General features: G+C 50.2%; 19 protein-coding genes, 5 tRNA genes and 1 pseudogene. 18 read left to right on the top strand and 7 right to left on the bottom strand.

The features are described 5' to 3' along the window. Positions 1-2 precede the first annotated feature (2 nt). Both K6Q96_RS15635 and frdA read right to left on the bottom strand, forming a co-directional pair. Positions 3-758 carry a succinate dehydrogenase/fumarate reductase iron-sulfur subunit gene (locus K6Q96_RS15635; protein ID WP_251876765.1) on the bottom strand — a complete coding sequence of 252 codons (756 nt, stop codon included), beginning with the start codon at positions 756-758 and terminating at the stop codon, positions 3-5. Then, entirely contained in the window at positions 758-2569 is a 1812-nt protein-coding gene (gene frdA / locus K6Q96_RS15630) for a fumarate reductase (quinol) flavoprotein subunit (RefSeq protein ID WP_251876764.1), read from the bottom strand. Before frdA ends, K6Q96_RS15635 begins: the two co-directional genes overlap by 1 nt. Positions 2570-3030: 461 nt before the next feature. On the opposite strand from frdA, the gene epmA reads away from it, so the two are divergent. Next, complete coding sequence (gene epmA, locus K6Q96_RS15625) at positions 3031-4002, top strand: elongation factor P--(R)-beta-lysine ligase (RefSeq protein ID WP_251879660.1); 972 nt, start codon at positions 3031-3033, stop codon at positions 4000-4002. Between the two features lie 53 nt (positions 4003-4055). On the opposite strand, the gene K6Q96_RS15620 is transcribed toward epmA, so the two are convergent. The 4 genes and pseudogenes from K6Q96_RS15620 to rsgA all read right to left on the bottom strand — a co-directional run bounded on the left by K6Q96_RS15620 (position 4056) and on the right by rsgA (position 7725). After that, the gene (locus tag K6Q96_RS15620) at positions 4056-4946 is read right to left on the bottom strand and encodes a DMT family transporter (RefSeq protein ID WP_251876763.1); all 891 of its coding nucleotides are present in this window, start codon (positions 4944-4946) and stop codon (positions 4056-4058) included. Between the two features lie 101 nt (positions 4947-5047). Continuing rightward, positions 5048-5527 (bottom strand): annotated as a pseudogene (locus K6Q96_RS15615) (SLC13 family permease); the annotation flags it as partial. A 120-nt stretch (positions 5528-5647) separates the two neighbouring features. Then, positions 5648-6559, bottom strand: a complete 912-nt coding sequence (asd, locus tag K6Q96_RS15610; RefSeq protein WP_251876762.1) for an archaetidylserine decarboxylase — start codon at positions 6557-6559, stop codon at positions 5648-5650. A 113-nt stretch (positions 6560-6672) separates the two neighbouring features. Then, positions 6673-7725 carry a small ribosomal subunit biogenesis GTPase RsgA gene (gene rsgA, locus K6Q96_RS15605; protein ID WP_251876761.1) on the bottom strand — a complete coding sequence of 351 codons (1053 nt, stop codon included), beginning with the start codon at positions 7723-7725 and terminating at the stop codon, positions 6673-6675. A gap of 78 nt (positions 7726-7803) precedes the next feature. Here rsgA and orn point away from each other — a divergent pair, with 78 nt between their 5' ends. The 6 genes from orn to K6Q96_RS15575 all read left to right on the top strand — a co-directional run bounded on the left by orn (position 7804) and on the right by K6Q96_RS15575 (position 9089). Further along, complete coding sequence (orn, locus tag K6Q96_RS15600; RefSeq protein ID WP_251876760.1) at positions 7804-8349, top strand: oligoribonuclease; 546 nt, start codon at positions 7804-7806, stop codon at positions 8347-8349. A 113-nt stretch (positions 8350-8462) separates the two neighbouring features. Further along, a tRNA-Gly gene (locus K6Q96_RS15595) sits at positions 8463-8538 on the top strand. A gap of 38 nt (positions 8539-8576) precedes the next feature. Beyond that, positions 8577-8652, top strand: a tRNA-Gly gene (locus K6Q96_RS15590). A 39-nt stretch (positions 8653-8691) separates the two neighbouring features. Further along, positions 8692-8767, top strand: a tRNA-Gly gene (locus tag K6Q96_RS15585). Positions 8768-8853: 86 nt separating this feature from the next. Next, a tRNA-Gly gene (locus K6Q96_RS15580) sits at positions 8854-8929 on the top strand. A gap of 84 nt (positions 8930-9013) precedes the next feature. Further along, a tRNA-Gly gene (locus tag K6Q96_RS15575) sits at positions 9014-9089 on the top strand. Between the two features lie 670 nt (positions 9090-9759). Here K6Q96_RS15575 and queG read toward each other — a convergent pair. Further along, a complete protein-coding gene (gene queG / locus K6Q96_RS15570; protein ID WP_251879659.1) occupies positions 9760-10887 on the bottom strand; it encodes a tRNA epoxyqueuosine(34) reductase QueG in 1128 nt (375 codons plus the stop codon). A 50-nt stretch (positions 10888-10937) separates the two neighbouring features. Here queG and K6Q96_RS15565 point away from each other — a divergent pair, with 50 nt between their 5' ends. From K6Q96_RS15565 to K6Q96_RS15515, 11 genes are all read left to right on the top strand, one after another. Further along, entirely contained in the window at positions 10938-12431 is a 1494-nt protein-coding gene (locus tag K6Q96_RS15565) for an NAD(P)H-hydrate dehydratase (protein ID WP_251876759.1), read from the top strand. 35 nt (positions 12432-12466) lie between these two features. Beyond that, entirely contained in the window at positions 12467-12934 is a 468-nt protein-coding gene (gene tsaE, locus K6Q96_RS15560; RefSeq protein WP_062666691.1) for a tRNA (adenosine(37)-N6)-threonylcarbamoyltransferase complex ATPase subunit type 1 TsaE, read from the top strand. A gap of 4 nt (positions 12935-12938) precedes the next feature. Beyond that, a complete protein-coding gene (locus K6Q96_RS15555) occupies positions 12939-14651 on the top strand; it encodes an N-acetylmuramoyl-L-alanine amidase (RefSeq protein ID WP_251876758.1) in 1713 nt (570 codons plus the stop codon). A gap of 2 nt (positions 14652-14653) precedes the next feature. Further along, the gene (gene mutL / locus K6Q96_RS15550; protein ID WP_251876757.1) at positions 14654-16654 is read left to right on the top strand and encodes a DNA mismatch repair endonuclease MutL; all 2001 of its coding nucleotides are present in this window, start codon (positions 14654-14656) and stop codon (positions 16652-16654) included. Continuing rightward, entirely contained in the window at positions 16647-17573 is a 927-nt protein-coding gene (miaA, locus tag K6Q96_RS15545; protein WP_251876756.1) for a tRNA (adenosine(37)-N6)-dimethylallyltransferase MiaA, read from the top strand. The genes mutL and miaA overlap by 8 nt, the downstream gene beginning before the upstream one ends. Positions 17574-17668: 95 nt before the next feature. Then, positions 17669-17938, top strand: a complete 270-nt coding sequence (hfq, locus tag K6Q96_RS15540; RefSeq protein ID WP_062666682.1) for an RNA chaperone Hfq — start codon at positions 17669-17671, stop codon at positions 17936-17938. 26 nt (positions 17939-17964) lie between these two features. Next, positions 17965-19254 carry a ribosome rescue GTPase HflX gene (gene hflX, locus K6Q96_RS15535; RefSeq protein WP_251876755.1) on the top strand — a complete coding sequence of 430 codons (1290 nt, stop codon included), beginning with the start codon at positions 17965-17967 and terminating at the stop codon, positions 19252-19254. Between the two features lie 53 nt (positions 19255-19307). Next, a complete protein-coding gene (gene hflK / locus K6Q96_RS15530; RefSeq protein ID WP_251876754.1) occupies positions 19308-20462 on the top strand; it encodes an FtsH protease activity modulator HflK in 1155 nt (384 codons plus the stop codon). Positions 20463-20464: 2 nt separating this feature from the next. Further along, positions 20465-21352, top strand: a complete 888-nt coding sequence (gene hflC / locus K6Q96_RS15525) for a protease modulator HflC (RefSeq protein ID WP_002539403.1) — start codon at positions 20465-20467, stop codon at positions 21350-21352. Positions 21353-21432: 80 nt separating this feature from the next. Beyond that, a complete protein-coding gene (locus K6Q96_RS15520; RefSeq protein WP_002539404.1) occupies positions 21433-21627 on the top strand; it encodes a DUF2065 domain-containing protein in 195 nt (64 codons plus the stop codon). A gap of 122 nt (positions 21628-21749) precedes the next feature. After that, the gene (locus tag K6Q96_RS15515; RefSeq protein WP_251876753.1) at positions 21750-23066 is read left to right on the top strand and encodes an adenylosuccinate synthase; all 1317 of its coding nucleotides are present in this window, start codon (positions 21750-21752) and stop codon (positions 23064-23066) included. The last annotated feature ends 106 nt before the right edge of the window (positions 23067-23172 follow it).

Below are 23172 nucleotides of genomic sequence, written 5' to 3'. Positions count from 1 at the left end.
CCTTAAGCCTCCACTTTCATGGAGCCATCTGGCTTGAGCATTGCGATCACGAAGTCTTGTGACGATGCGATCTTGCCTTGGTTTACCGCGCCTGCCGGGTCAACGTTCTTCGGACACACTTCAGAGCAGTAACCCACGAAGGTACAACCCCAAGCGCCGTTTTCGCCGTTAATCAGCTTCATACGCTCAGCAGCGCCATTATCACGGCTGTCGAGGTTGTAGCGGTGGGCCAGTGTCAGCGCGGCAGGGCCAATGAACTCAGGGTTCAGACCAAACTGCGGACATGCCGCATAACACAGACCACAGTTGATGCAGCCAGCGAACTGTTTGTAGCGCGCCATTTGCTCAGGCGTCTGGTTGTTCGGACCATCTTCCGGTGTACGGTCATTACCAATGATGTAAGGCTTGATGGCTTCAAGACGCTCGATGAACGGCGTCATGTCGACAATCAAATCTTTCTCGATAGGGAAGTTCGCCAGTGGCTCGATGGTTACACCGTCTGGGTAATCACGCAGGAAGGCTTTACATGCCAGCTTTGGCACTTTGTTGACCATGATGCCGCACGAACCACAGATCGCCATGCGGCAAGACCAGCGGTAAGACAGATCTTTGTCCAGGTGATCTTTGATGTAACCCAACGCGTCCAGTACAGACATGGTTTCATCAAATGGCACGTCGAACGTTTGCAGACGAGGTTCGTCATCTTTTGATGGGTCGTAGCGAAGAATGCTGACTTTCTGAATGCGGTTTGCTGACATTATGCCTGCTCCTTCTCTGCTTTTTCAGCCTTCTTCGCTGCTGCTTCAGCTTCTTCTGCAGCGGCGCCGTAAAGACGTGCTTTTGGCTGAGACTTGGTGATTTTTACGTCACTGTATTTAATGGTTGGTGCACCTTCTGGGTTATAGAACGCCAGTGAGTGCTTCAGGAAGTTCTGGTCATCACGCTCGGTGCAGCCGTCATCTAAACGCTGGTGTGCACCGCGGGATTCACGGCGAAGCACGGCGGAGTGCGCCATGGCTTCAGCAACTTCCAGACCGTAGCCCACTTCAATCGCATACAGCAGGTCAGTGTTGAACACCTTGCCCTTGTCTTTGATGCTGATGCGCTTGTAGCGTTCTTTCAGCTCAGCCAGCTTGTTGATGGTCTCTTGCATCAGATCTTCGCGGCGGTAGATACCACAACCCGCTTCCATGGTATGACCCATTTCAGTGCGGATTTCCGCCCAGTTCTCATCGCCTTCTTGAGACATCAGCACATCGATGCGAGCTTTCACTGCTTCCATCTGATTTGCGATTTCAGCTTCGTCCCAGCCTTTGAATTCAGCAGCACGGTCAGCGGCACCTTCACCGGCTACGCGGCCAAAGACCACCAGTTCTGCCAGTGAGTTTGAGCCCAGACGGTTCGCGCCGTGCAGGCCGACAGAAGAACATTCACCCACCGCAAACAGACCCTTAATGCTGGTTTCAGTACGGGAATCGGTTTCGATACCACCCATGGTGTAATGTACGGTAGGACGAATTGGGATTGGCTCTTTGGCTGGGTCGACATTCACGTATGCTTTTGCCAGCTCACAGATAAACGGCAGACGTTCCTTGAGGTACTCTTCACCCAGGTGGCGAAGGTCAAGGTGAACCATGTCACCCAGTGGGTGCTTGATGGTGTTGCCTTTTTGTTGCTCGTGCCAGAACGCTTGCGACACTTTGTCACGCGGGCCCAGTTCCATGTATTTGTTCTTTGGCTGACCAACCGGAGTTTCCGGGCCCATGCCATAATCTTGCAGGTAACGGTAGCCGTTCTTGTTGACGATGATACCGCCTTCACCACGGCAGCCTTCTGTCATCAGAATACCGGTGCCTGGTAGGCCCGTTGGGTGATATTGAACGAACTCCATGTCGCGCAGTGCCACACCGTGACGGAAAGCCATCGCCATGCCGTCGCCAGTCACGATACCGCCGTTGGTGTTGCAGTTGTAAACACGACCCGCACCACCAGTTGCCAGTACGACAGATTTCGCTTTAATGCAGACCAGTTCGCCTTCCGCCATGTGAATGGCGATAAGGCCTTGTACTTCATTGTCGACAACCAGCAGGTCAACGACGAAATACTCGTCGAGACGCTTGATTTGTGGGTATTTGATCGATGTCTGGAACAGGGTGTGCAGCATGTGGAAGCCGGTTTTATCTGCGGCAAACCAGGTGCGCTCAACCTTCATACCGCCGAAGCGACGTACGTTTACGTCACCGTTTTCCTTGCGGCTCCATGGGCAACCCCATTGCTCCAACTGAACCATTTCGCGAGTCGCGTTTTCTACGAAATATTCAACAACGTCCTGTTCACATAGCCAGTCACCACCGCCAACGGTATCGTTGAAGTGGTTGTCGAGACTATCCTCATCCTTGATGACAGCGGCGGAGCCACCTTCTGCGGCCACCGTGTGGGAACGCATTGGGTAAACTTTGGAAACCAAAGCGATTTCCAGCTCTGGGTTTGCTTCTGCAGCAGCAATTGCAGTACGAAGACCTGCACCGCCCGCGCCAATAACAGCGATATCTGTGGTAATGGTTTTCACAGCTATCCTCCGGAGGGTTGTTAAAAATGTAAAGATGCTAACCGTGCATCTAACTCAAAAACTTTCCCCATCTTATTAAAGTTAAATCCCGTAAATTTTGACCTGAAAGGGTATTTGTTCCGAGTTTCTGCCTTCTAAAAAGCCAGAGCAGTAGATTTGTGATCCAGGTTGTTAGACAGGAAGAAATCACCTTGTTAAACAGAGGTTGCGCGTCGTTTTCTCTTGTTTCTGACACGTAAAATCTGTGATCGCTGCATGCAATTTAACTCTCTCTTTTAAAAAGGAAAAATGGTGAAAATGAGAATGGTTATCGAAAGAGGTTTTGCGCTTTTATTGCGCTAGTTCAGTCGCTTGAATGAAAGGACAGAAAAGGCATTTCTTAGGCTGATAAAAGCACGGGTTTCTATCACGCTTCGCGAAAGCTAAAATGCCGCCAGTCATAATGAGATTGAGTGATAGCAATGACCCTTGAATGGCGTCCCACCGCAGAAATTGAAACCCTGAAAGCCAGAGCCAAACTGGTGAGCAATATTCGCGGCTTTTTTGCCGATCGTGATGTGCTGGAAGTGGACACGCCAGCCATGAGTCAGGCGACGGTGACGGATTTTCATCTGCACACCTTCAAGACGGAATTTGTCGGTCCGGGCTTTGCCAAGGGTATCCCGCTTTACATGATGACCAGCCCTGAGTTCCACATGAAACGCCTGCTGGCGGCGGGGAGTGGGGCTATCTACCAAATCAATAAAGCGTTTCGTAACGAAGAAACGGGGCGAAACCACAACCCTGAGTTCACCATGCTGGAATGGTACCGTCCAGGCTTTGACCATCATGCATTGATGGATGAAATGGATGCCTTGCTCCAACTGATTCTGGGCGTTGGCGATGCAGAGCGAATGACATATCAGGAAGCGTTCATCAAGGTGCTCGGTGTCTGCCCGCTAGAAGGCTCGATGGACGAGTTGAAGGCAGCGGCTGCACCACTGGGATTGTCTGATATCGCCGATCCGGAAGAAGACCGCGACACCTTGCTGCAACTTTTATTCAGCGTTGGTGTTGAAGAGAAAATTGGCCATACTGTTCCGGCTTTCGTTTACAACTTCCCGGCATCACAGGCGGCACTGGCGCGAGTGTGTGAAGACGATAATCGCGTGGCGGCGCGCTTCGAGGTCTACTTTAAAGGTATTGAGCTCGCGAACGGTTTCTATGAACTGGACAACGCCGACGAGCAATTGGCCCGTTTTGAAGAAGATAACCGCAAGCGCGAAAAGATGGGGCTGCAAGCCCAACCTATCGATCATCATCTGATTGGAGCGATTCGTCATGGCTTGCCGGATTGCGCAGGTGTTGCGTTGGGTATCGATCGTCTGATCATGCTGGCTTTAGGCAAAACCCACATCGATGAGGTGATTGCTTTTCCGGTCGGGCGAGCCTAATCCCAAGCCAATAAAAAACGCCGCATCATGCGGCGTTTTTTATTGGGAAACCATCAGCTAGTGGTAACGATAAGACCAGCGCCAATAACGGCGAGCGCCGCACCTAACCAAGCGCTTGGTGCTGGGCGCACGCGGGTAAATAGCCAAATCAACGGCAGAATCATTACCGGTGTCGTGGAAGACAGTAGCGCGACCATGCCGACTTCTCCCCATTTCAGCGCATACATAATCAGGGTCATACCGACCGACATCGCCAGAAAGCCATTCACGACAACCATACCGAAGATACGCCAGTTGATCGGGTTAACGGGTTGTGCGACACGTATCTGGAGGAAAATCAGTGTGCCGTGGGCAAGGAAAGCCGCGATCATCCGGATAGCGGAAGCGGCAATGGGATCGACACCTTGGGTTAAAACAGGCTTGGCAATGACCCCACCCAGCGACTGACAAAGCGCTGCGGTTAAACCCAGACCGACAGCCACCCAGGTGTTGCCTTTGGTTTCTTCCCATTGATGGGCATTACCACTTTGGCGGAAAAAGACCGCAATCATCACTCCAGAGAACACCAGAATGGCACCGAGCAGGCGGATCCCTTCTAGCGTTTCACCAAACAGCCAGATGCCAAGCAGAGCAGAAAAAACTGCATGACAGGAATACAAGAGGCCAGAGCGTCGGGGTCCTATTCGGTTCATACAGCCAAACAGGGCGGTATCGCCAATAAAGATCCCTATAAGGCCAGACAGTGCCATCGGCCAGAGAATATCGGATGAGACGGTTGCCCAGCCACCTGTAAACAAGGCCAGTGTTGTCAGCATCACTGACACACATGCCATCCGCCAGCGACTATAAGCAAAGCTGCCCAAGTGACGCGCAGGCGTGACCGAAATCAGGCTGGAAATACCCCACAGGAAGGCAGCGCCGAGCGCGAGCCATTCGTAACCCAAGATGACACCTTTAACTTAAAGAACCGGAAAGGAGCGCGAGTTTATCCGCTGAAGCCAGGCGGGAAAAGTGCTCAGTGCACTTTCCCCGCAAATAGATGGGATCAGTTTAGGACGAGCAGCGCGGCGAAGACAATCGCAAGGCCAACCAGGCCCACAATTAGACCGACTTTCGCCATATCTTTGCTCTCAATCAGACCTGTGGAGTAAGCCAGACTGTTTGGTGGGGTTGATACAGGAAGGATCATGCCAAGAGATGCTGAGAAGGCAACGATGACAAGAAGTCCCTGAATGCCGCCGACAGAAACAAGGCTGTCCATCGACATCGCAACCGCTGCGGCAATCGGCATCAGGAGGTTGGCTGTGGCCGTGTTGGACATGAAATTCGCCATCAGCCAGCAAATCATAGAGAGCGTCAGTACCACGGCGAGTGGCGATAAGGCATCGTAATCCACGGCATGAGCCAGCGCAGCGGCCAGCCCGGTTTTGTCGAGCGCCAGACCAATCGCGATACCACCGGCAACCAGCCAAAGCTCATCCCAGTTAATGAGTTTCAACTCTTCCATGCCCATGATGCCGCTCAGTACGAGCTACAGGATACGGAGTGGCAGAGAAAATACTCTGTGTTTGGATAAACTTTGGGCACAAAAAAAGGGCATCGCTGCCCTTTTCGTTACAGATCACAGTTTGTGTGACCAGTTTGCTTATTCGGCGATTTGCGCTTCGTCGCTTTCTGTCTCAGCTGATGCTTCAACACCGTTTTGGCGAGCGTAAACCTCACCCATGCGGGTTGGTTTGCCAGGAATGATAGCGTCATCAAAGGTGATCGCGCCTTTCGGGAACAGGTTGATCACGGTTGAACCCAGCTTGAAGCGACCCATCTCTTCGCCTTTTTTCAGCGTGATAGCTTGCTCGCCTTCTGCTGGGTAATCCCAGCGGCGGATGCTCTGGCCAGTAGGTGGTGTCACCGTGCCTGACCAAACCGTTTCAATGCTGCCGACAATGGTCGCGCCAACCAGAATGTGCGCCATTGGACCGAAAGCAGTATCGAAAATACATACCACGCGCTCGTTACGTGCGAACAGGTTAGGCACGTTTTCTGCGGTCAGCGGGTTGACGGAGAACAGGTCGCCCGGTACGTAAATCATCTGGCGCAGCGTGCCGTCACATGGCATGTGAACACGGTGGTAATCACGTGGTGACAGGTACAGCGTGGCGAAGTCGCCATCAGTAAACTCTTCCGCCAGCTTGGCGTCGCCGCCAAGCAGTTCGCAGGCGTCAAAGGTGTGGCCTTTCGCTTGAATCAGACGGCCTTTTTCAATTGGGCCAGCTTGGCTCACACATGCATCGGCAGGGTGGGCAATCACGCTTGCTTCGTCATTCAGAGGGCGTGCGCCGTCTTTTAATTCGCGGACGAAGAAGTCATTAAAGGTTGGATAGCTTTTTGGATCGGGGTTCTTAGCTTCGTTCATTTCCACCTTGTACTGGCGGATAAACCACTTGATCACAGCCGTTGTCAGAAAGCCGGCTTTAGCTGCTGCCAGTTTGCCAACAAGTCGGGTCAGCAGGTGTTTTGGCATGCAGTACTGCAGGCCAATTTTTAAATCGTTAGACACGGTTATTTTCCTAACTCGTATGCGCCCGAGAACGGGCCTGGAATTTAAAAAGCGGCCTAGTTTACAAAATTAACAGGCCGCTAACCAGTTGATGTGTAGTTGAGCTAAATGGATCAGTTTTCTTTATTGCGTGAAAACTGACGATTTGCCTTCATCTCAGACATGCTGTCGATGATTTTGTGGTAGCTCTCGAAACGTTCAACACTGATCTTGCCGTCTTCTACTGCTTCTCGCAGCAGACAACCTGGATCGTCTTTGTGTTTGCAGTCGCGGAACTTACAGCCTCCGAGAAATTCGCGGAATTCTTTGAAGCCTTGAGTTACCTGCTCAGGCTCTAAATGCCAAAGACCGAATTCACGTACCCCAGGACTATCAATCAGATCGCCACCATCAGGGAAGTGATACAAACGCGCTGTCGTGGTGGTGTGTTGGCCAAGCCCTGAGTTTTCAGAAACTTCACCGATATCGGCATTCACTTCAGGAAGCAGGGCATTCACCAGGCTGGATTTACCTACGCCGGATTGGCCCACGAAAATGCTGGTGCCATCAGCCAAACGCGCTTTCAGCTCGTCGACGCCTTCACCGCTTTTCTGGCTAACCATCAATACTTCGTAGCCAATTTCGGCATACAAAGCGAGGATATTCTTAACCATTTCAAGGCCTTCAGCGTCCAACAAATCAATCTTGTTGATTACGATAAGGGGCTTGAAGCCAACCTGTTCGGTAGCGATCAGGTAACGGTCTATAATGTTCGTAGACAATTCGGGTAATATCGCGGAAACGATCACCACCTGATCAATATTGGCCGCGACCGGTTTGACGCCGTCATAGTAATCAGGACGGGTAAGCACTGAGTGGCGTTCATGAGCAGCTTCCACAACGCCGGCAATGCCTTGCAGTGTTTCCACGCCTGGACGCCAGACAACTTTGTCGCCGGTCACCAAGCTTTCGATAGAGCGGCGAAGGTTGCAACGGTGGATGATGCCAGTTTGAGTATCTTCGATGTCAGCGTGCTGACCGAAACGGGTGATCACCACCCCTTCACGGGCAGACTCAAGCAGAGATTCGTCCCATTGGACCTCTTCATGCTGGCGGTCGATGCGTTTTTTTTGATTTGTCCGTACTCGGCGTAACTGGCCTTTTGTGAGCTTTTTCTTTTTTGCCACGAGAATGTCGCTAGTTTAGTTGGCTTTCATGTCAGGCTAAGTATGATACATGGTTTACTTGGAAAATAGGCAATTTGGATGTCTTTCAGCGATAAGAATTTAATCTGGATTGATCTCGAAATGACAGGGCTCGACCCAGAAGTACATAAAGTCATTGAGATCGCTACCGTTGTAACAGATGCTGAACTTAATGTGTTAGCTGAAGGGCCTGTGCTCGCCATTCACCAGTCTGATGAAGAACTGGAGAAAATGGACGACTGGTGCACCAATACTCACACCGGCAGCGGGCTGGTGGATCGTGTAAAAGCAAGCACAGTAAGCGAAACTGATGCGATCAAACAAACGATCGCTTTCCTGCAAGACTGGGTGCCTGCTGGTGTGTCGCCGATTTGTGGCAACAGTGTTGGTCAGGATCGCCGTTTCCTCTATAAACATATGCCTGAACTGGAACGCTTTTTCCATTATCGTACTGTCGACGTCAGCACGATCAAAGAGTTGGTTCGTCGCTGGGAACCTGAAGTTCTGTCAGGAATCAAAAAACAAGGGACTCATTTGGCACTGGATGATATTCGGGAGTCAATTGAGGAACTTCGTTACTACCGGAGCAAGATCTTTACGATCTGACGGCAAAATAACCAATGCGAAGAAAAATCAAAAATTCTGGATTCAGAGTATTGCATCCGCGATTTTTCTTCGTATAATTCGCAGCCCTGACAGAGACAAATGTCTTTGATAAAGCGACACTAGCTCAGCTGGTAGAGCGCAACCTTGCCAAGGTTGAGGTCACGAGTTCGAACCTCGTGTGTCGCTCCAAAAATTTGAATGATCCGATTGATCGTCGGATGATCTATGCGACACTAGCTCAGCTGGTAGAGCGCAACCTTGCCAAGGTTGAGGTCACGAGTTCGAACCTCGTGTGTCGCTCCAAAATTTGAAATGATTCCGATTGATTGTCGGATGAACAATGCGACACTAGCTCAGCTGGTAGAGCGCAACCTTGCCAAGGTTGAGGTCACGAGTTCGAACCTCGTGTGTCGCTCCAAATTTTGATTTCCTTCGGGAAGCGCAGAACAGGCTAAGCCTAACCTGCTAAAAACAAAAAATAATCCAACACTGTTGGAACAAAAAGCGACACTAGCTCAGCTGGTAGAGCGCAACCTTGCCAAGGTTGAGGTCACGAGTTCGAACCTCGTGTGTCGCTCCAAATTTTCTTTCGATAAGAAAGCTCGAATGGCAAATTTAGCCGTTTGATTCAAATTTACCGAAGCATTTCGGACGCTCTTTGAATGCGACACTAGCTCAGCTGGTAGAGCGCAACCTTGCCAAGGTTGAGGTCACGAGTTCGAACCTCGTGTGTCGCTCCAAACTTCCATTTGGAAGTGCGCTACAGCAGGTATCAAGCCAAGGTTGAGATCACGTCTTTTGCCTTGAGAGTAGGAACCTCATGTGTCGCTCCAAATTTCTTACAGAACATCATCTGTAAGCACCAACACTCCGCATTGAATGCACCAGTTATTTTTAGGGTGTAGCGGGTCGTTGTCTTTAATGCTGTGAAGCATTATCTCCGGGCAAGGTCTAGCCCAAATACAATCTGAATGAGTTTTTGCAGCGAATGTGTCTGCATCGCACTTTGAGCACCTTTTTATCGTGTTTCTTAACAGAGTTATCCACAAAGCCTAGCTTGTGGGTAAAGCCGTTGATGAATATCAGAAGATGTGACGTTACTCAGAGTTATTTGTGCGGTTGTTGATCGGTGGAAAACTGATCCCTGTGAATTGTTTTCATTGTAACTCTATGTTTTTAATGGTTTTAAAGTTTTGAGTTTCAATATTTTCAAAAGATTATCCCCAGTTTCATCACCTTTCGTGACTTTCATCTGAGATTATTCACAGAGTGTGTTTAACTTTATCAGCATGCACTGTTTTATAGCGTACTGAAAAGGTTTTCCACATTTCGCAGAAGAAGTGAATCTATGTCTTGTTTTTGCATTAATTTTGAGCAGATAGGTGACTTTCCACTACCGCACGATTGCGCTTAGGCATCCCTTGGTAGACCTTTCTGAACGATTCTGACCAACCTCTTGGTTGAGGAAGGCAGAACATCAACAGCATGTTCATTTCGGCGTTTAATCTGTTGTTCAAGCGCCCAATCAAGGTGCTGATCAAGCATAGCAGAGAATCCTTTGGCCGATTCCAAAAGTTCAATAATCTCTGGATCATAAGGGGCATTTCCCATGGCCACAGAGAGGTTACGGCGCCATTTTTCGTGGCCTATACGGCGAATGGCCGAACCCTCAGTTTCTTTCAAAAATGTGGATTCATCCCAGCTGAACAACGTTTTCAGAGGTTGCTGGACCAAGCTCTCTCGCCCATAAAAATCAGACTCGTTGGTTAACTCAGCTTCGCGGTTGTATGGACAAACCAACTGGCAGTCATCACAGCCATAGATTCGGTTCCCCATCGCCTCGCGAAACTCTTCTGGGATTTCACCATCAAGCTCAATCGTGAGGTAAGAAATACAACGTCTGGCATCGACAATGGTGTCTCCAACAATGGCATCTGTGGGGCAAGAGGTGATACATGCTACGCACTTGCCACACTGGCTTTCTATCGGCTCATCCACTGGTAAGGGCAGATCAATCAGCAGTTCGCCCAGAAAAAACCAGGAACCGACGTCTTCACTGAGCAGCAGCGAATGCTTGCCTGTCCAGCCAAGACCGGCCTTCTCTGCCAGTGGACGTTCCAGAACCGGGGCGGAATCGACAAACGGTCGATAGCCGAATTTCCCTACTTCTTCCTCGATTCGCTGTCCTAATTTTTTCAGGCGGTTGCGGATGAGTTTGTGGTAGTCACGGCCAAGCGCATAACGACTGATATAGGCGAGAGAGGGAGTTTCCAATGTTTTGGCGAACCCGGCATCTGGCGGAAGGTAATTCATTCTGGCACTGATCACGCGGACTGTGCCTTCAACCAGTTCCTGAGGACGGGCACGCATCATGCCATGGCGTGCCATCCAGTCCATTTCCCCGTGATAGCCGTTATCGAGCCAGCGTTGCAACTGTGCTTCATGCTGACTGAGATCAACATCGGTGATCCCAATATGCTGAAATCCTAGTTCATGTCCCCATTGCCTGATATTTTCAGCAAGTTGGGTAAAATTGATCGACGATAAAGATCGGGACTCAGGCATAAGATCAGCAAGGAAAAACAAAGATGAGCGCAAGTCTACCACACTCACTTTACCGATCGGATCAGGTCAGAGACGGAGAGCGCAAGATCGCAGCGGATCTTGGTGTGGAAATGTACAACCTGATGGAACTTGCGGGTTTTTCTGTTTTTGACACGATGAAAGAGCGTTGGCCTGATGCAGAATCGATCCTTGTGTGTTGTGGCAGCGGCAATAATGGCGGTGATGGTTATGTGATCGCCAGGCTCGCTCTGGAAGCCAGGATGTCAGTGACACTGTTATCGGTGGCAGACCCTTCTACTGTCGTTGGTGATGCGTTAAAAGCGCAGCAGAAGTTTGTGGCTGCTGGTGGTTTGATTTTGCAAGGCACTTTGCCAAGCGACAATTATGACGTGGTTGTTGATGCGCTCTTTGGTACCGGGCTCAGCCGCGATTTATCCAGCGCATACCTGTTAGCAGTTAGTGCTATCAATGCGATTAACTGCCCCAAGATCGCGGTGGATCTTCCCAGTGGCTTGGATGCGGATACCGGACACGTCTGGGGTGAGGCCGTCATTGCAGATTGTACGGTTAGCTTTGTAGGGTTGAAGCAAGGCCTCTTTACCGGCAAGGCGCGCGATCATTGTGGTGACATTCTCTATGACGGTTTGGGTATTGGAGAGGAGTTTGCTGCGCATATCCCTGCTTCGTCTACACTGCTGACGCTTTCTCAAGCTGTTGAACTGGAACCTAAGCGTAAGGACAGCGCGTATAAAGGCCATGCCGGGCGTGTGATTTGTGTGGGTGGTCAAAAAGGAATGGGCGGTGCCATTATCCTGAGTGGTCAGGCGACATTGCGAAGCGGAGCGGGATTAGTTGCAGTAGTGACTGATGAGAGTCATGTTCCTGCTTTGTTGGCACGCCAACCAGAACTGATGACGCGCTGGTGGCACGAAAGCGAAACCATTGAAACGCTTCGCGGGATTCTGGCTTGGGCTGATGTTATTGCCATAGGTCCTGGTCTTGGGAAAAGTGCTTGGGCCGAAAAGCTATTTGATACCGCTATTGCAAGCGGACGACCAATGGTCGTTGATGCTGATGCACTTAACCTGCTGGCGGACGCTCCCAAACACAATGATCACTGGGTTTTGACGCCGCATCCCGGAGAAGCCGCAAATTTATTGAGATCCAGCGTAATAGAAATTGAACGGGATCGTTTTTCTGCCGTCAAAGAACTACATAAACGCTATGGCGGTGTAGTGGTGCTTAAAGGCGCAGGCACAATCGTTTATGATGGCTGCACTTTAAGCATCATTGATGCAGGAAACCCCGGAATGGCCAGTGGCGGCATGGGAGATGTCCTGACAGGCGTGATTGCTGGATGTATGGCGCAAAAGCTCTCGCTTTCAGCATCAGCCCACTTTGGAACCTATTTACATAGCTACGCGGCAGATACTGCTGTGCGAGAAGGGGAGCGAGGGCTGGTGGCCAGTGATTTGCTTCCTTTTCTTGGAAAAAACATAAAACAAATGCAACGGTAGACAGAGCCATTACCGTTGAAAAAGCAGTGAGAAACATGACACAGACTTTTATGACTGAGCTTGCCGATGAGCAGGCAACAGTTGCCTTTGGTGCGGCTGTGGCAGCATCGTGTGCGCAGCAAACAACAATTTATCTTCACGGTGATCTGGGTGCGGGGAAAACCACTTTTTCCCGCGGTTTTATCCAGTCTTTAGGCCATTCTGGCAATGTGAAAAGCCCGACTTATACCTTGGTTGAACCTTACCAACTGCATAGCTGGCAAGTTTATCATTTCGATCTTTATCGACTCGCTGATCCGGAAGAACTGGAATTTATGGGGATCAGGGATTACTTCACACCTGATGCACTTTGCTTGGTGGAATGGCCAGAAAAAGGTGAGGGTTTGTTGCCGCAACCGGATCTTGATATCACACTGAAATACAAAGACGAACAACGTTCAGTGCAGGTAACAGCCAACACGCCCGTTGGTGAAGCGCTGCTGGCAAAACTGGAGTGGAAATAACGATATGCTTTGGCGGGGCGTGTTACTGGGTTTGATCTGTTGGCTGGGAGCGTTTTCTTCTGCACTGGCAAATTCACTGGAAAATGTGCGGGTCTGGCCTGCACCGGATGAAACGCGCGTAGTGATGGATTTGGCGGGTGAGCCTTCATATAGTTATTTCACCCTAACCAAGCCAGATCGTCTGGTCGTGGATCTAAAAGACACCACTTTGGGAATGACGCTGCCGAAAAACGTCAGTGACAGTAAGATTCTCTCCAAAATCCGTAAGAGTAACCCGCCAAGCAAGGGTACCTACCGTCTGGTTTTTGAACTCAAAGACAAAAGCGTGCCGCGCCTGTTTCCGCTGGCACCGGGTGGCGAATATGGTCACCGACTGGTCATTGATATTCCTCATGGCAATAAAAAAGTTGCCGCTAAGCCGAGTAAACCAACCAAGCCTGCTACTGCGACAGAAACTCAGACCGCACTGCCATTTGGTACCGACGACATTATTATCGCTATCGACCCAGGTCATGGCGGCAACGATCCGGGTGCGGTGGGGCCACGGCGTAAATATGAAAAGCATGTGACTCTGGCCATTTCCCGACAGGTTGCTGCCAAGATCAACGCTGTACCTGGCATGAAGGCGGTACTGACACGTAATGGTGACTATTTCGTTGATCTCAACAAGCGCTCGGATATCGCCCGCCGTAAAGGGGCGCATCTGTTAGTTTCAATTCACGCTGATGGATTCCACAAACCGCAGCCTCGCGGTGCGTCTGTCTGGGTGTTATCCCGCCGCCGTGCTAACAGTGAAATCGGTCGTTGGATAGAAAAACACGAAGAGCAGTCCAATTTATTGGGTGGTGGCGCACTACTGAACGACAATGAAGACGAGTACCTGAGCCGTGCGGTTTTGGATTTGCAGTTCAGTAACTCACAAAAAGAAGGTTATGACGTTGCGACTCGCGTACTGAAGGAAATGGGTAAGGTGACTAAGCTTCACAAATCCAGCCCTGAGCATGCGAGTCTTGCAGTACTGAAATCACCTGATATCCCATCACTTTTGGTTGAAGCAGGCTTTATCACCAATCCGCAGGAAGAAAAACTACTGCATACCGCCAGCCACCAAAAGAAAATTGCCAATGCCGTTTATAAGGGGGTGCTGACCTATTTCGAGGAATTCCCACCAGATGGCACCTTGATGGCTGCGCGTAAGAATGGCGTCAAACACAAAGTGACGTCTGGCCAGTCTTTGTCAGTGATTGCGAGTAAATACGGCAGCTCGGTGTCCGCGATAAAAGCGGCAAATGGCCTGAAGTCCAACACTCTGAGAGTAGGTCAGGTATTGACTGTTCCTGATGTTAATGTTGGTGCGCTCGCATCAGCGACCAAGCCCTCTGGAAGCAGCTCTAAGCCTGTGACCTCATCAGGTAAAACCATGACTCACACCGTTAAGCGTGGTGAGTTTCTCGGTAAAATCGCGCAGGAATATGATGTGAGTGTTGCCAGCATTCGCAGTGCCAACAAGCTTCGGTCTGATGAATTGGCTATCGGGCAGAAATTGAAAATTGTGGGCGTAAAGCCCAAGGATAAGCAGCACAAAGTGAAACGTGGAGAGTATCTGGGTAAAATTGCCAGCAATTATGGGGTGACGGTAGACAGTATCCGTCGCGCCAACAAATTGCGTTCTGACGAGTTGGCTGTTGGCCAGACCTTGATTATCCCCGGGAGCTAAGCATGGCAATTCAAATCTTACCTGCGCGTCTGGCGAACCAGATTGCAGCAGGCGAAGTGGTTGAAAGGCCTGCTTCTGTCGTTAAAGAGCTTGTCGAAAATAGCATTGACTCGGGGGCGACCCGCATTGATGTCGATATCGAAAAAGGCGGCAGCAAGCTTATCCGTATTCGTGATAATGGGTCAGGCATTGCCAAAGAAGAACTCGAATTGGCACTCAGCCGTCACGCCACCTCCAAAATTTCCTGCCTTGATGACCTTGAAGCTATCATCAGTCTTGGGTTTCGTGGCGAGGCGCTTGCGAGTATCAGCTCGGTATCCCGCCTCACGCTGACGTCGAGAACCATTACCCAATCGGAAGCTTGGTCTGCCTATGCAGAAGGGCGGGATATGGCAGTGCAGGTTAAACCTGCTGCTCATCCCGTAGGGACAACGGTTGAAGTGGTGGATTTATTCTTCAATACACCAGCCCGTCGCAAGTTTCTCCGTACTGACAAAACCGAATTCGGCCATATTGATGAGCTGCTGAAACGCATTGCGCTGAGCCGTTTTGATGTGGCTATCACGCTTCGTCACAACGGCACTATCGTACGCCAGTATCGAGCGGCATCGAATGACGCCCAGCGTGAAAAACGACTGGCAGCTATTTGCGGTTCTCAGTTTGTAAAAAGCGCCGTGGAAGTGAGCTTGGAACATCAAGGTTTAACCCTTCAGGGCTGGATTTGTACGCCGGAAGGTGCACGGGCGCAGAACGATATTCAACACTGTTTTGTGAACCAGCGGATGATGAAAGACAAACTCATCAATCATGCGATTCGACAGGGCTATGAAGCATCATTGCGTCCCGAACAATTCGCCGCATACGTTCTATATATCGATATCGATCCGCATCAAGTGGATGTGAATGTTCACCCTGCCAAGCATGAAGTGCGTTTCCATCAGGCCCGTCTGGTACATGACTTTATCTATCAGGCCGTAGCAGATGCTTTAATTCAAGTTGCGGCAGAGCAAGCTCCCGCGCTTGAGTTTGAACAGTCGCCAGTGAGTGATCTCAGCAGTGGGCAAAGTGCTACCCAGCCTGAAGCTATGCCTGATATCCCAGTAGGTGAAACAGGCAAATCAGTGGAAAGCCAAAGCTCGGGCTCTGCTTATTCCAACTACCCTGGTCAGGCAGAATATGCAGAGTGGCGGCCTCAGTCTTCAGGGCAGAGTCAACGTGCTTCAGGTTTTAGTCAGTCGTCTTCGGGAGCTTCTTCTGGCCGTGGTTCGCGCCGTGAGCAATATGGAGAAACTGCGCCGTCGAAGCGTGAGCAAGAAGTGTATCAAGCGCTTATGACAACCCCTGTGGTACCTGCGGCGGATTCGCAAGTGGCCGAGGCCGCTCCGGTGTTTACCCCACAAACGATGACACAAACACCGGTTTCCGTTGGGCATGCAGGAAGTGGCTTGGGTAAGGCGTTGGCCGTGGTGTCGTCCAAGTACTTATTGCTTCAACGCGCCGAAGGTATTGCCCTGCTGGATTTGGATGCCGCTTCTTACCTCGCCATGCTCGGACAATTCCAGGCTGCGGCAGAGGGCGAAGGCATGAAAGCGCAACCGCTTTTGATTCCTCAGGCGCTACCTGCATCGGGTGAAGAGTTGGCATTACTTGCGAAACATGAAAGTCTGCTTCAGCAATTTGGTATGCTTCTTCGCCAAAAGTCGTCAACCCAGTTGATGGTGATGGCCGTTTGCCAGCCGATGCGTAATCATAATTTGCAGCAGTTCGTTCCCGCGTTAATGGCATTTATTGCCAGTGAATCCGATACAGTGACTGCTGAATCACTGGCAAAGTGGCTCGCAGGTCAGGCGACGCAAAAAACAGACGTATACGGTTTGTCGCAAGCCGTTACACTGATCTCTGATTTAGAAAACTGCTGGCAGGACAGGCTGGTAGTGCATTATTCAACGTTGTTGCGTCCGGTTGACGTGACAACGGCAATAGAAGCTTTTAAACATGACTAAGCCATTGCCGAAGGCAATTTTTTTAATGGGGCCGACTGCATCAGGTAAAACTGATCTGGCAATTGGCCTAAGAAAACAGTTTCCTGTTGAAATCATTAGTGTTGATAGCGCTCTGATCTACAAGGAAATGGATATTGGCACGGCCAAGCCAACTGCAGAAGAGTTGGCATTGGCTCCGCATCGATTGATCGACATCCTCGATCCATCAAAAGCCTATTCGGCTGCGGACTTCCGTGCAGACGCCTTGCGCGAAATGGAAGATATTGTCGCAAAAGGGAGAATTCCCCTTTTGGTTGGTGGTACCATGCTTTATTTCAAAGCATTATTGGAAGGTTTGTCTCCTTTGCCATCGGCGGATCCAACGATCCGCGCTAAAATTGAACAGGAAGCGAAGGAGCGCGGCTGGCAGGCAGTGCATGACGAGTTGTGCAAAGTAGACCCTGTCGCAGGTGCGAGGATCCACCCGAATGATCCTCAACGATTGTCTAGAGCGCTGGAAGTTTTTCGTATTTCGGGTAAAACTCTCACTGAGTTGACCGAAACCAAAGGTGAACCATTGCCATATGAGGTTCATCAATTTGCTATAGCCCCTAAGGAAAGGGGAGAACTGCATCGACGTATCGAACTGCGTTTCCAGAAAATGATGGAAGCTGGTTTCGAAGCGGAAGTACGCAAACTTTATGATCGTGGCGATCTGAATCCTGATATGCCTTCGATCCGTTGTGTTGGGTACCGACAGATGTGGGATTATTTGGCGGGTAGCTGTTCGCTTGACGATGCAGTTTATCGCGGTGTGTGCGCAACCCGTCAGTTAGCCAAACGTCAGATCACTTGGCTTCGTAGCTGGGATGATTTGACATGGCTTGATAGCGACGATGCCGGGCTATCGTTACAAACAGTCACAAAGTGTCTGACCTGATCCGGGAAGAGACAGGTATACTTTGGGTTGTTGTAAGCGGCGTTGTTGATTTTATTGTTGCTAATACAACTACAAACCAATAAGGAAAATTAAAAATGGCTAAGGGGCAATCTCTACAAGACCCATTTCTGAACGCACTGCGTCGTGAACGTGTACCTGTTTCTATCTACTTGGTAAACGGTATCAAGCTTCAGGGCCAGATCGAATCTTTTGACCAGTTCGTGATCCTGCTGAAAAACACTGTAAACCAAATGGTTTACAAGCACGCGATTTCTACCGTGGTCCCAGCTCGCCCAGTGAACCACCATCACAACAACTCTGAGCGTTCACCAAACGAACGTCCGCAAGAGAAGACTGAGGAGTAATAATCCTTTGGTAAGGAGTTGATCGCTTGTTTGACCGTTATGAAGCCGGTGAACAGGCTGTTTTAGTTCATATCAACTTCACCCAGGAAGGCGAATGGGAAGATCTCAGCGAATTTGAAATGCTGGTATCGTCAGCGGGGGTTAGCAGGCTACAAACCATTACGGGTAGTCGCCAGTCCCCGCATTCCAAATACTTCGTAGGTGAAGGTAAAGCCCTAGAGATTGCAGACGCTGTCCGGATGACTGGGGCTGACATTGTTATCTTCAACCATGCGCTCTCTCCAGCGCAGGAGCGAAACCTCGAGCGTCTGGTCAAATGTCGTGTGCTTGATCGCACCGGTTTGATCTTGGACATCTTTGCACAGCGAGCCCGCACTCACGAAGGTAAGTTGCAGGTAGAGCTGGCGCAGCTTCGCCATCTTTCTACCCGTCTCGTAAGAGGTTGGACGCACTTGGAGCGTCAGAAAGGGGGGATTGGTCTGCGTGGCCCGGGTGAAACCCAGCTTGAGACGGACCGCCGATTGCTGCGTGATCGTGTTAAGGCGATTCTGCGTAGACTTGAGAAAGTGTCTAAGCAGCGCGAACAGGGACGACGTGCCCGGAGCCGTGCTGAAGTACCAACCGTTTCGCTGGTCGGATACACCAACGCCGGCAAATCCACTCTCTTTAACCGCATCACTGAAGCGGGGGTTTACGCGGCGGATCAGCTTTTTGCAACGCTGGATCCGACATTGCGCAAAATCGAGGTGGAAGATGTTGGTGATGTGATTCTTGCCGATACTGTTGGGTTTATCCGTCATCTACCCCATGATCTGGTAGCTGCGTTTAAAGCCACTTTGCAGGAAACGCAGGAAGCAGCTCTGCTGCTGCATGTTATCGACGCCAGTGATGATCGCTTCCGCGAGAACATCGAAGCGGTTGATGTGGTACTTGAAGAAATCGATGCACATGAGATCCCAACATTGTTGGTGATGAACAAAATCGACAACATGGAAGAGGCCTCGCCACGAATTGAGCGTGATGAAGAAGGTTTACCCCGTGTTGTCTATGTATCTGCACTGGCAGATCAGGGCATAGATCTTCTTTTTGAGGCACTGACCGAGAGGCTGGCTGGGACTATGGTAAGCTATCGCTTACGTATTCCACCTGCGGCAATCGGCAGAATGCACAGTAAATTCTGTCAGTTGCGCTGTATTACGCATGAAGAATACGAGCAGGACGGACATTTGCTAGTCGACGTGCGGTTACCTCAAACAGACTGGTTGAGGTTGAAAAAAAGGGAAGGCAGTGAGTTAGGCGACTTTATCGTCCACTGACAGCCTGTTACAGTATAAAAACTATCGTCATATCATACTGATGGAGTGCTCTAATGGCGTGGAATGAGCCAGGAAATAATGGCGGTCAGGACAAAGATCCGTGGGGTAACCGCGGTGGTCGTGACCAAGGGCCGCCTGACCTCGATGAGGTGTTTGGCAAATTAAGCCGCAAACTGAGTGGCTTGTTTGGCGGCAAGGGGCCGTCTTTAGGTGGCAGCGGTGCTGCTGGTTTGGGCGTTATTGCCGTTGTGGGTGCAGTGATCTGGGGTGTCTCAGGGTTTTACACTATCGGTGAAGCGGAGCGTGGTGTTGTACTACGTTTTGGCGAATATAATCGCATTGTGCAGCCAGGTCTGAACTGGAAGCCAACGTTTATCGATGAAGTAACGCCGGTAAACGTTCAGGCGATTCGTTCATTGCGCGGCTCAGGCGACATGTTGACCAAAGACGAAAACGTTGTGCGTGTTGAAATGGACGTGCAATACCGAGTTGCTGATCCGAAGAAATATCTGTTTGCAGTTACCAATGCAGATGACAGCCTGCGTCAGGCAACTGACTCTGCGCTGCGTGCAGTGATTGGTGATGCTGTGATGGACCAAATCCTGACCTCTGGTCGTCAGGAAATCCGTGAACGCACTGAAGTCGAAATCAACCGTATCGTGGACCGTTACGACATGGGTCTTCTGGTGGTTGATGTGAACTTTGACACAGCACGTCCACCGGAGCAGGTAAAAGACGCATTTGATGACGCGATTGCAGCACGTGAGGATGAAGAGCGTTTCATCCGTGAAGCAGAAGCTTATCGCAACGATATTCTGCCTAAAGCAACGGGTCGTGCAGAGCGTCTGAAGAAAGAAGCACTGGGTTACAAAGAGAAAACCGTTAATGAAGCAGAGGGTGACGTAGCGCAGTTCGAGAAGCTGCTGCCTGAATATCAGGCTGCACCTGAAGTCACGCGTAGCCGTCTGTACCTCCAGACCATGGAGAACGTCTTCGGTAACACCAGTAAAGTGTTGATTGACTCTCAGGAAGGCGGTAACAACCTGCTTTACCTGCCATTGGATAAGCTGATGAACCAAACTCCTCAGCAACGTTCGACCACGGTTAACAGCAATGCATCAGATTACGGCATTGAGCTGGAAAGCTCGACGCAGTCTGCAGCGCCAAGCAACAGCCGTTCGTCGACTTCGCGCCAGGGGAGATATTAATTATGCGTAAGTTGTTAATTCCTCTAATCATCATATCGCTCGTTTTGGGCTTGATGTCAGTATTCGTCGTCGACGAAGGAGACCGCGGTATTGTGATTCGTTTCGGTCGTGTACTGAAAGCTGACGATGACATGGCGAAAATTTACCCGCCGGGGCTTCATTTTAAAGTTCCTGTTTTCGATAGCGTTAAAGTGTTAGATGCACGTATCCAGACCATGGATGACCAATCAGACCGTTTTGTAACGTCTGAGAAAAAAGACGTGATCATCGACTCCTACGTGAAGTGGAAAATCAAAGATTTCGGTCAGTACTACCTTTCAACAGGTGGTGGTAACCGTCTGACTGCTGAAGCCCTTTTGCAACGTAAAGTGGCAGATGGTTTGCGTGCAGAAATCGGTTCGAAAACCATTAAGGAAATCGTGTCCGAGAAGCGTGAGCAGGTGATGGCAGACGTACTGAGTGAACTTCAGGAAAGTGCTAACGACATCGGCATTGAAGTGATTGACCTTCGTATCAAGAAGATCAACCTGCCTGATGAAATCAGTGAGTCAATCTACGCACGTATGCGTGCTGAACGTGAAACTGTTGCTCGTCGTCACCGTTCACAAGGCCGTGAGAAGGCGGAAGTTATCCGCGCTCAAGCTGAACTGGAAGTGGCTACCGTTTTGGCAGAAGCAGAGCGTACTGCACGTGTAACACGTGGTGAGGCGGATGCAGAAGTTGCAAGGATCTATGCAAACACCTTCAACAAAGAGCCAGAGTTTTATAACTTCCTGCGCTCTCTGCAAGCTTACGAGAAGAGCTTCAACAACAAGGGCGACATCATGGTTGTTGACCCTAATAGCGAGTTCTTCCAGTACATGAAAGAGCCGACGTTGAAGGCAAACTAATCACGTTGTCTGACAGCAAAACAGAAAAGACAAGGCATCATGCCTTGTCTTTTTTTTATCCGAACAAACGAGAGTAAAAAATGGGCAATGAGTTGTGGCTTGCAATGGGTTTAGTGCTGGTGGTTGAAGGGCTGGGGCCGATGTTGGTACCGAAAAAATGGCGACAAATGGTCAGCGAAATGAGCCTGTTACCTGATGCTACCCTACGTCGTATTGGTGGATGTTTAGTCGTCGCAGGTGCGGTAATCGCATATATGATGTGGCCGTCCAAGTAAATCGAAAGAGCAAAAAACTGTGACAGCCCGATGACCACAAGCAGGACGGCGCTCAAAAAATGACTGCATCCTTCAAACGATGGTGCTAGAATCCCGTTTTAATCATCAACTGACTGGAAAAGATGAGTAATAACGTAGTCGTTCTCGGCACCCAATGGGGTGACGAAGGTAAGGGTAAAATCGTTGATCTGTTGACTGAAGACGCTCAGTACGTTGTTCGCTACCAAGGCGGCCACAACGCAGGTCACACTCTTGTCATTGACGGTGAAAAAACCGTTCTACACTTGATTCCTTCTGGCATTCTTCGCAACAACGTAAAATGCATCATCGGTAACGGTGTTGTTCTGTCTCCAGACGCCCTGATGAAAGAGATGAGCGGTCTGGAAGAGCGCGGCATTCCAGTACGTGAGCGTCTTTTCTTGTCAGAAGCTTGTCCGCTAATTCTTCCTTATCACATTGCTCTTGATATGGCGCGTGAGAAAGCACGTGGTGCAAAAGCTATCGGTACGACCGGTCGCGGCATCGGTCCTGCTTACGAAGACAAAGTTGCCCGCCGCGGTCTGCGCGTTGGTGACCTGTTCGATAAAGAAGCGTTTGCCGAGAAGCTTAAGGAAGTGATGGAACTGCACAACTTCCAGTTGGAGCACTTCTACAAAGCAGAACCAGTAAGCTATGAAGAAACCTTAGCGAAAGTGATGGAGCAAGCTGACATCCTGACCAGCATGGTTATCGACGTCACCCAAGAGCTGGACGACGCACGTCAGCGTGGTGACAAGATCATGTTCGAAGGCGCGCAAGGTACGCTGCTGGATATCGACCACGGCACTTACCCTTACGTTACCTCTTCAAACACAACTGCTGGTGGTGTTGCTGCAGGTTCTGGCTTTGGTCCACGTCACCTGGGTTATATCCTGGGTATCGCGAAAGCATACTGCACACGCGTAGGTTCTGGTCCTTTCCCGACTGAACTTTATGACGGTCAAGAGAAGCAAGATCCAATCGGTAAGCACTTGGGTACTATTGGACACGAGTTTGGCGCGACTACCGGTCGTCTGCGTCGTACTGGTTGGTTCGATGCAGCGGCAATGCGCCGTGCAATTCAGATAAACTCTATCTCTGGCTTCTGTCTGACTAAGATGGACGTGCTGGACGGCCTGGAAGAGATCAAAATCTGTACGGGTTACCAGAAAGCAGACGGCACTATCCTGAATGTTTCTCCTATGGCGGCTGACGAGTACGAGAACATCACTCCAATATACGAAACCGTTCCTGGTTGGAGCGAGAAGACTTTCGGTGCCAAGTCTATTGAAGAACTGCCACAAGCAGCACTGGATTACATCAAACGCATCGAAGAGCTGACCGGTGTACCTGTAGACATCATCTCTACTGGCCCAGACCGCAACGAGACCATCATCAAGGTTCATCCTTTCGCGTCTTAATCGGTTACCGATGAGAGAAAAACCAGCCTTTAGGGCTGGTTTTTTTTTGCCCAACCCACCCTATACTATTGATATTAGTTGGTGGAAATTTTTCGCCGGAAAAAGG

Source organism: Grimontia kaedaensis (assembly GCF_023746615.1).
In the GTDB taxonomy this organism is placed as follows: domain Bacteria; phylum Pseudomonadota; class Gammaproteobacteria; order Enterobacterales; family Vibrionaceae; genus Enterovibrio; species Enterovibrio kaedaensis.
The sequence above is the reverse complement of the archived record's forward strand: the minus strand, read 5'-3'. Positions and strand labels throughout refer to the sequence as shown.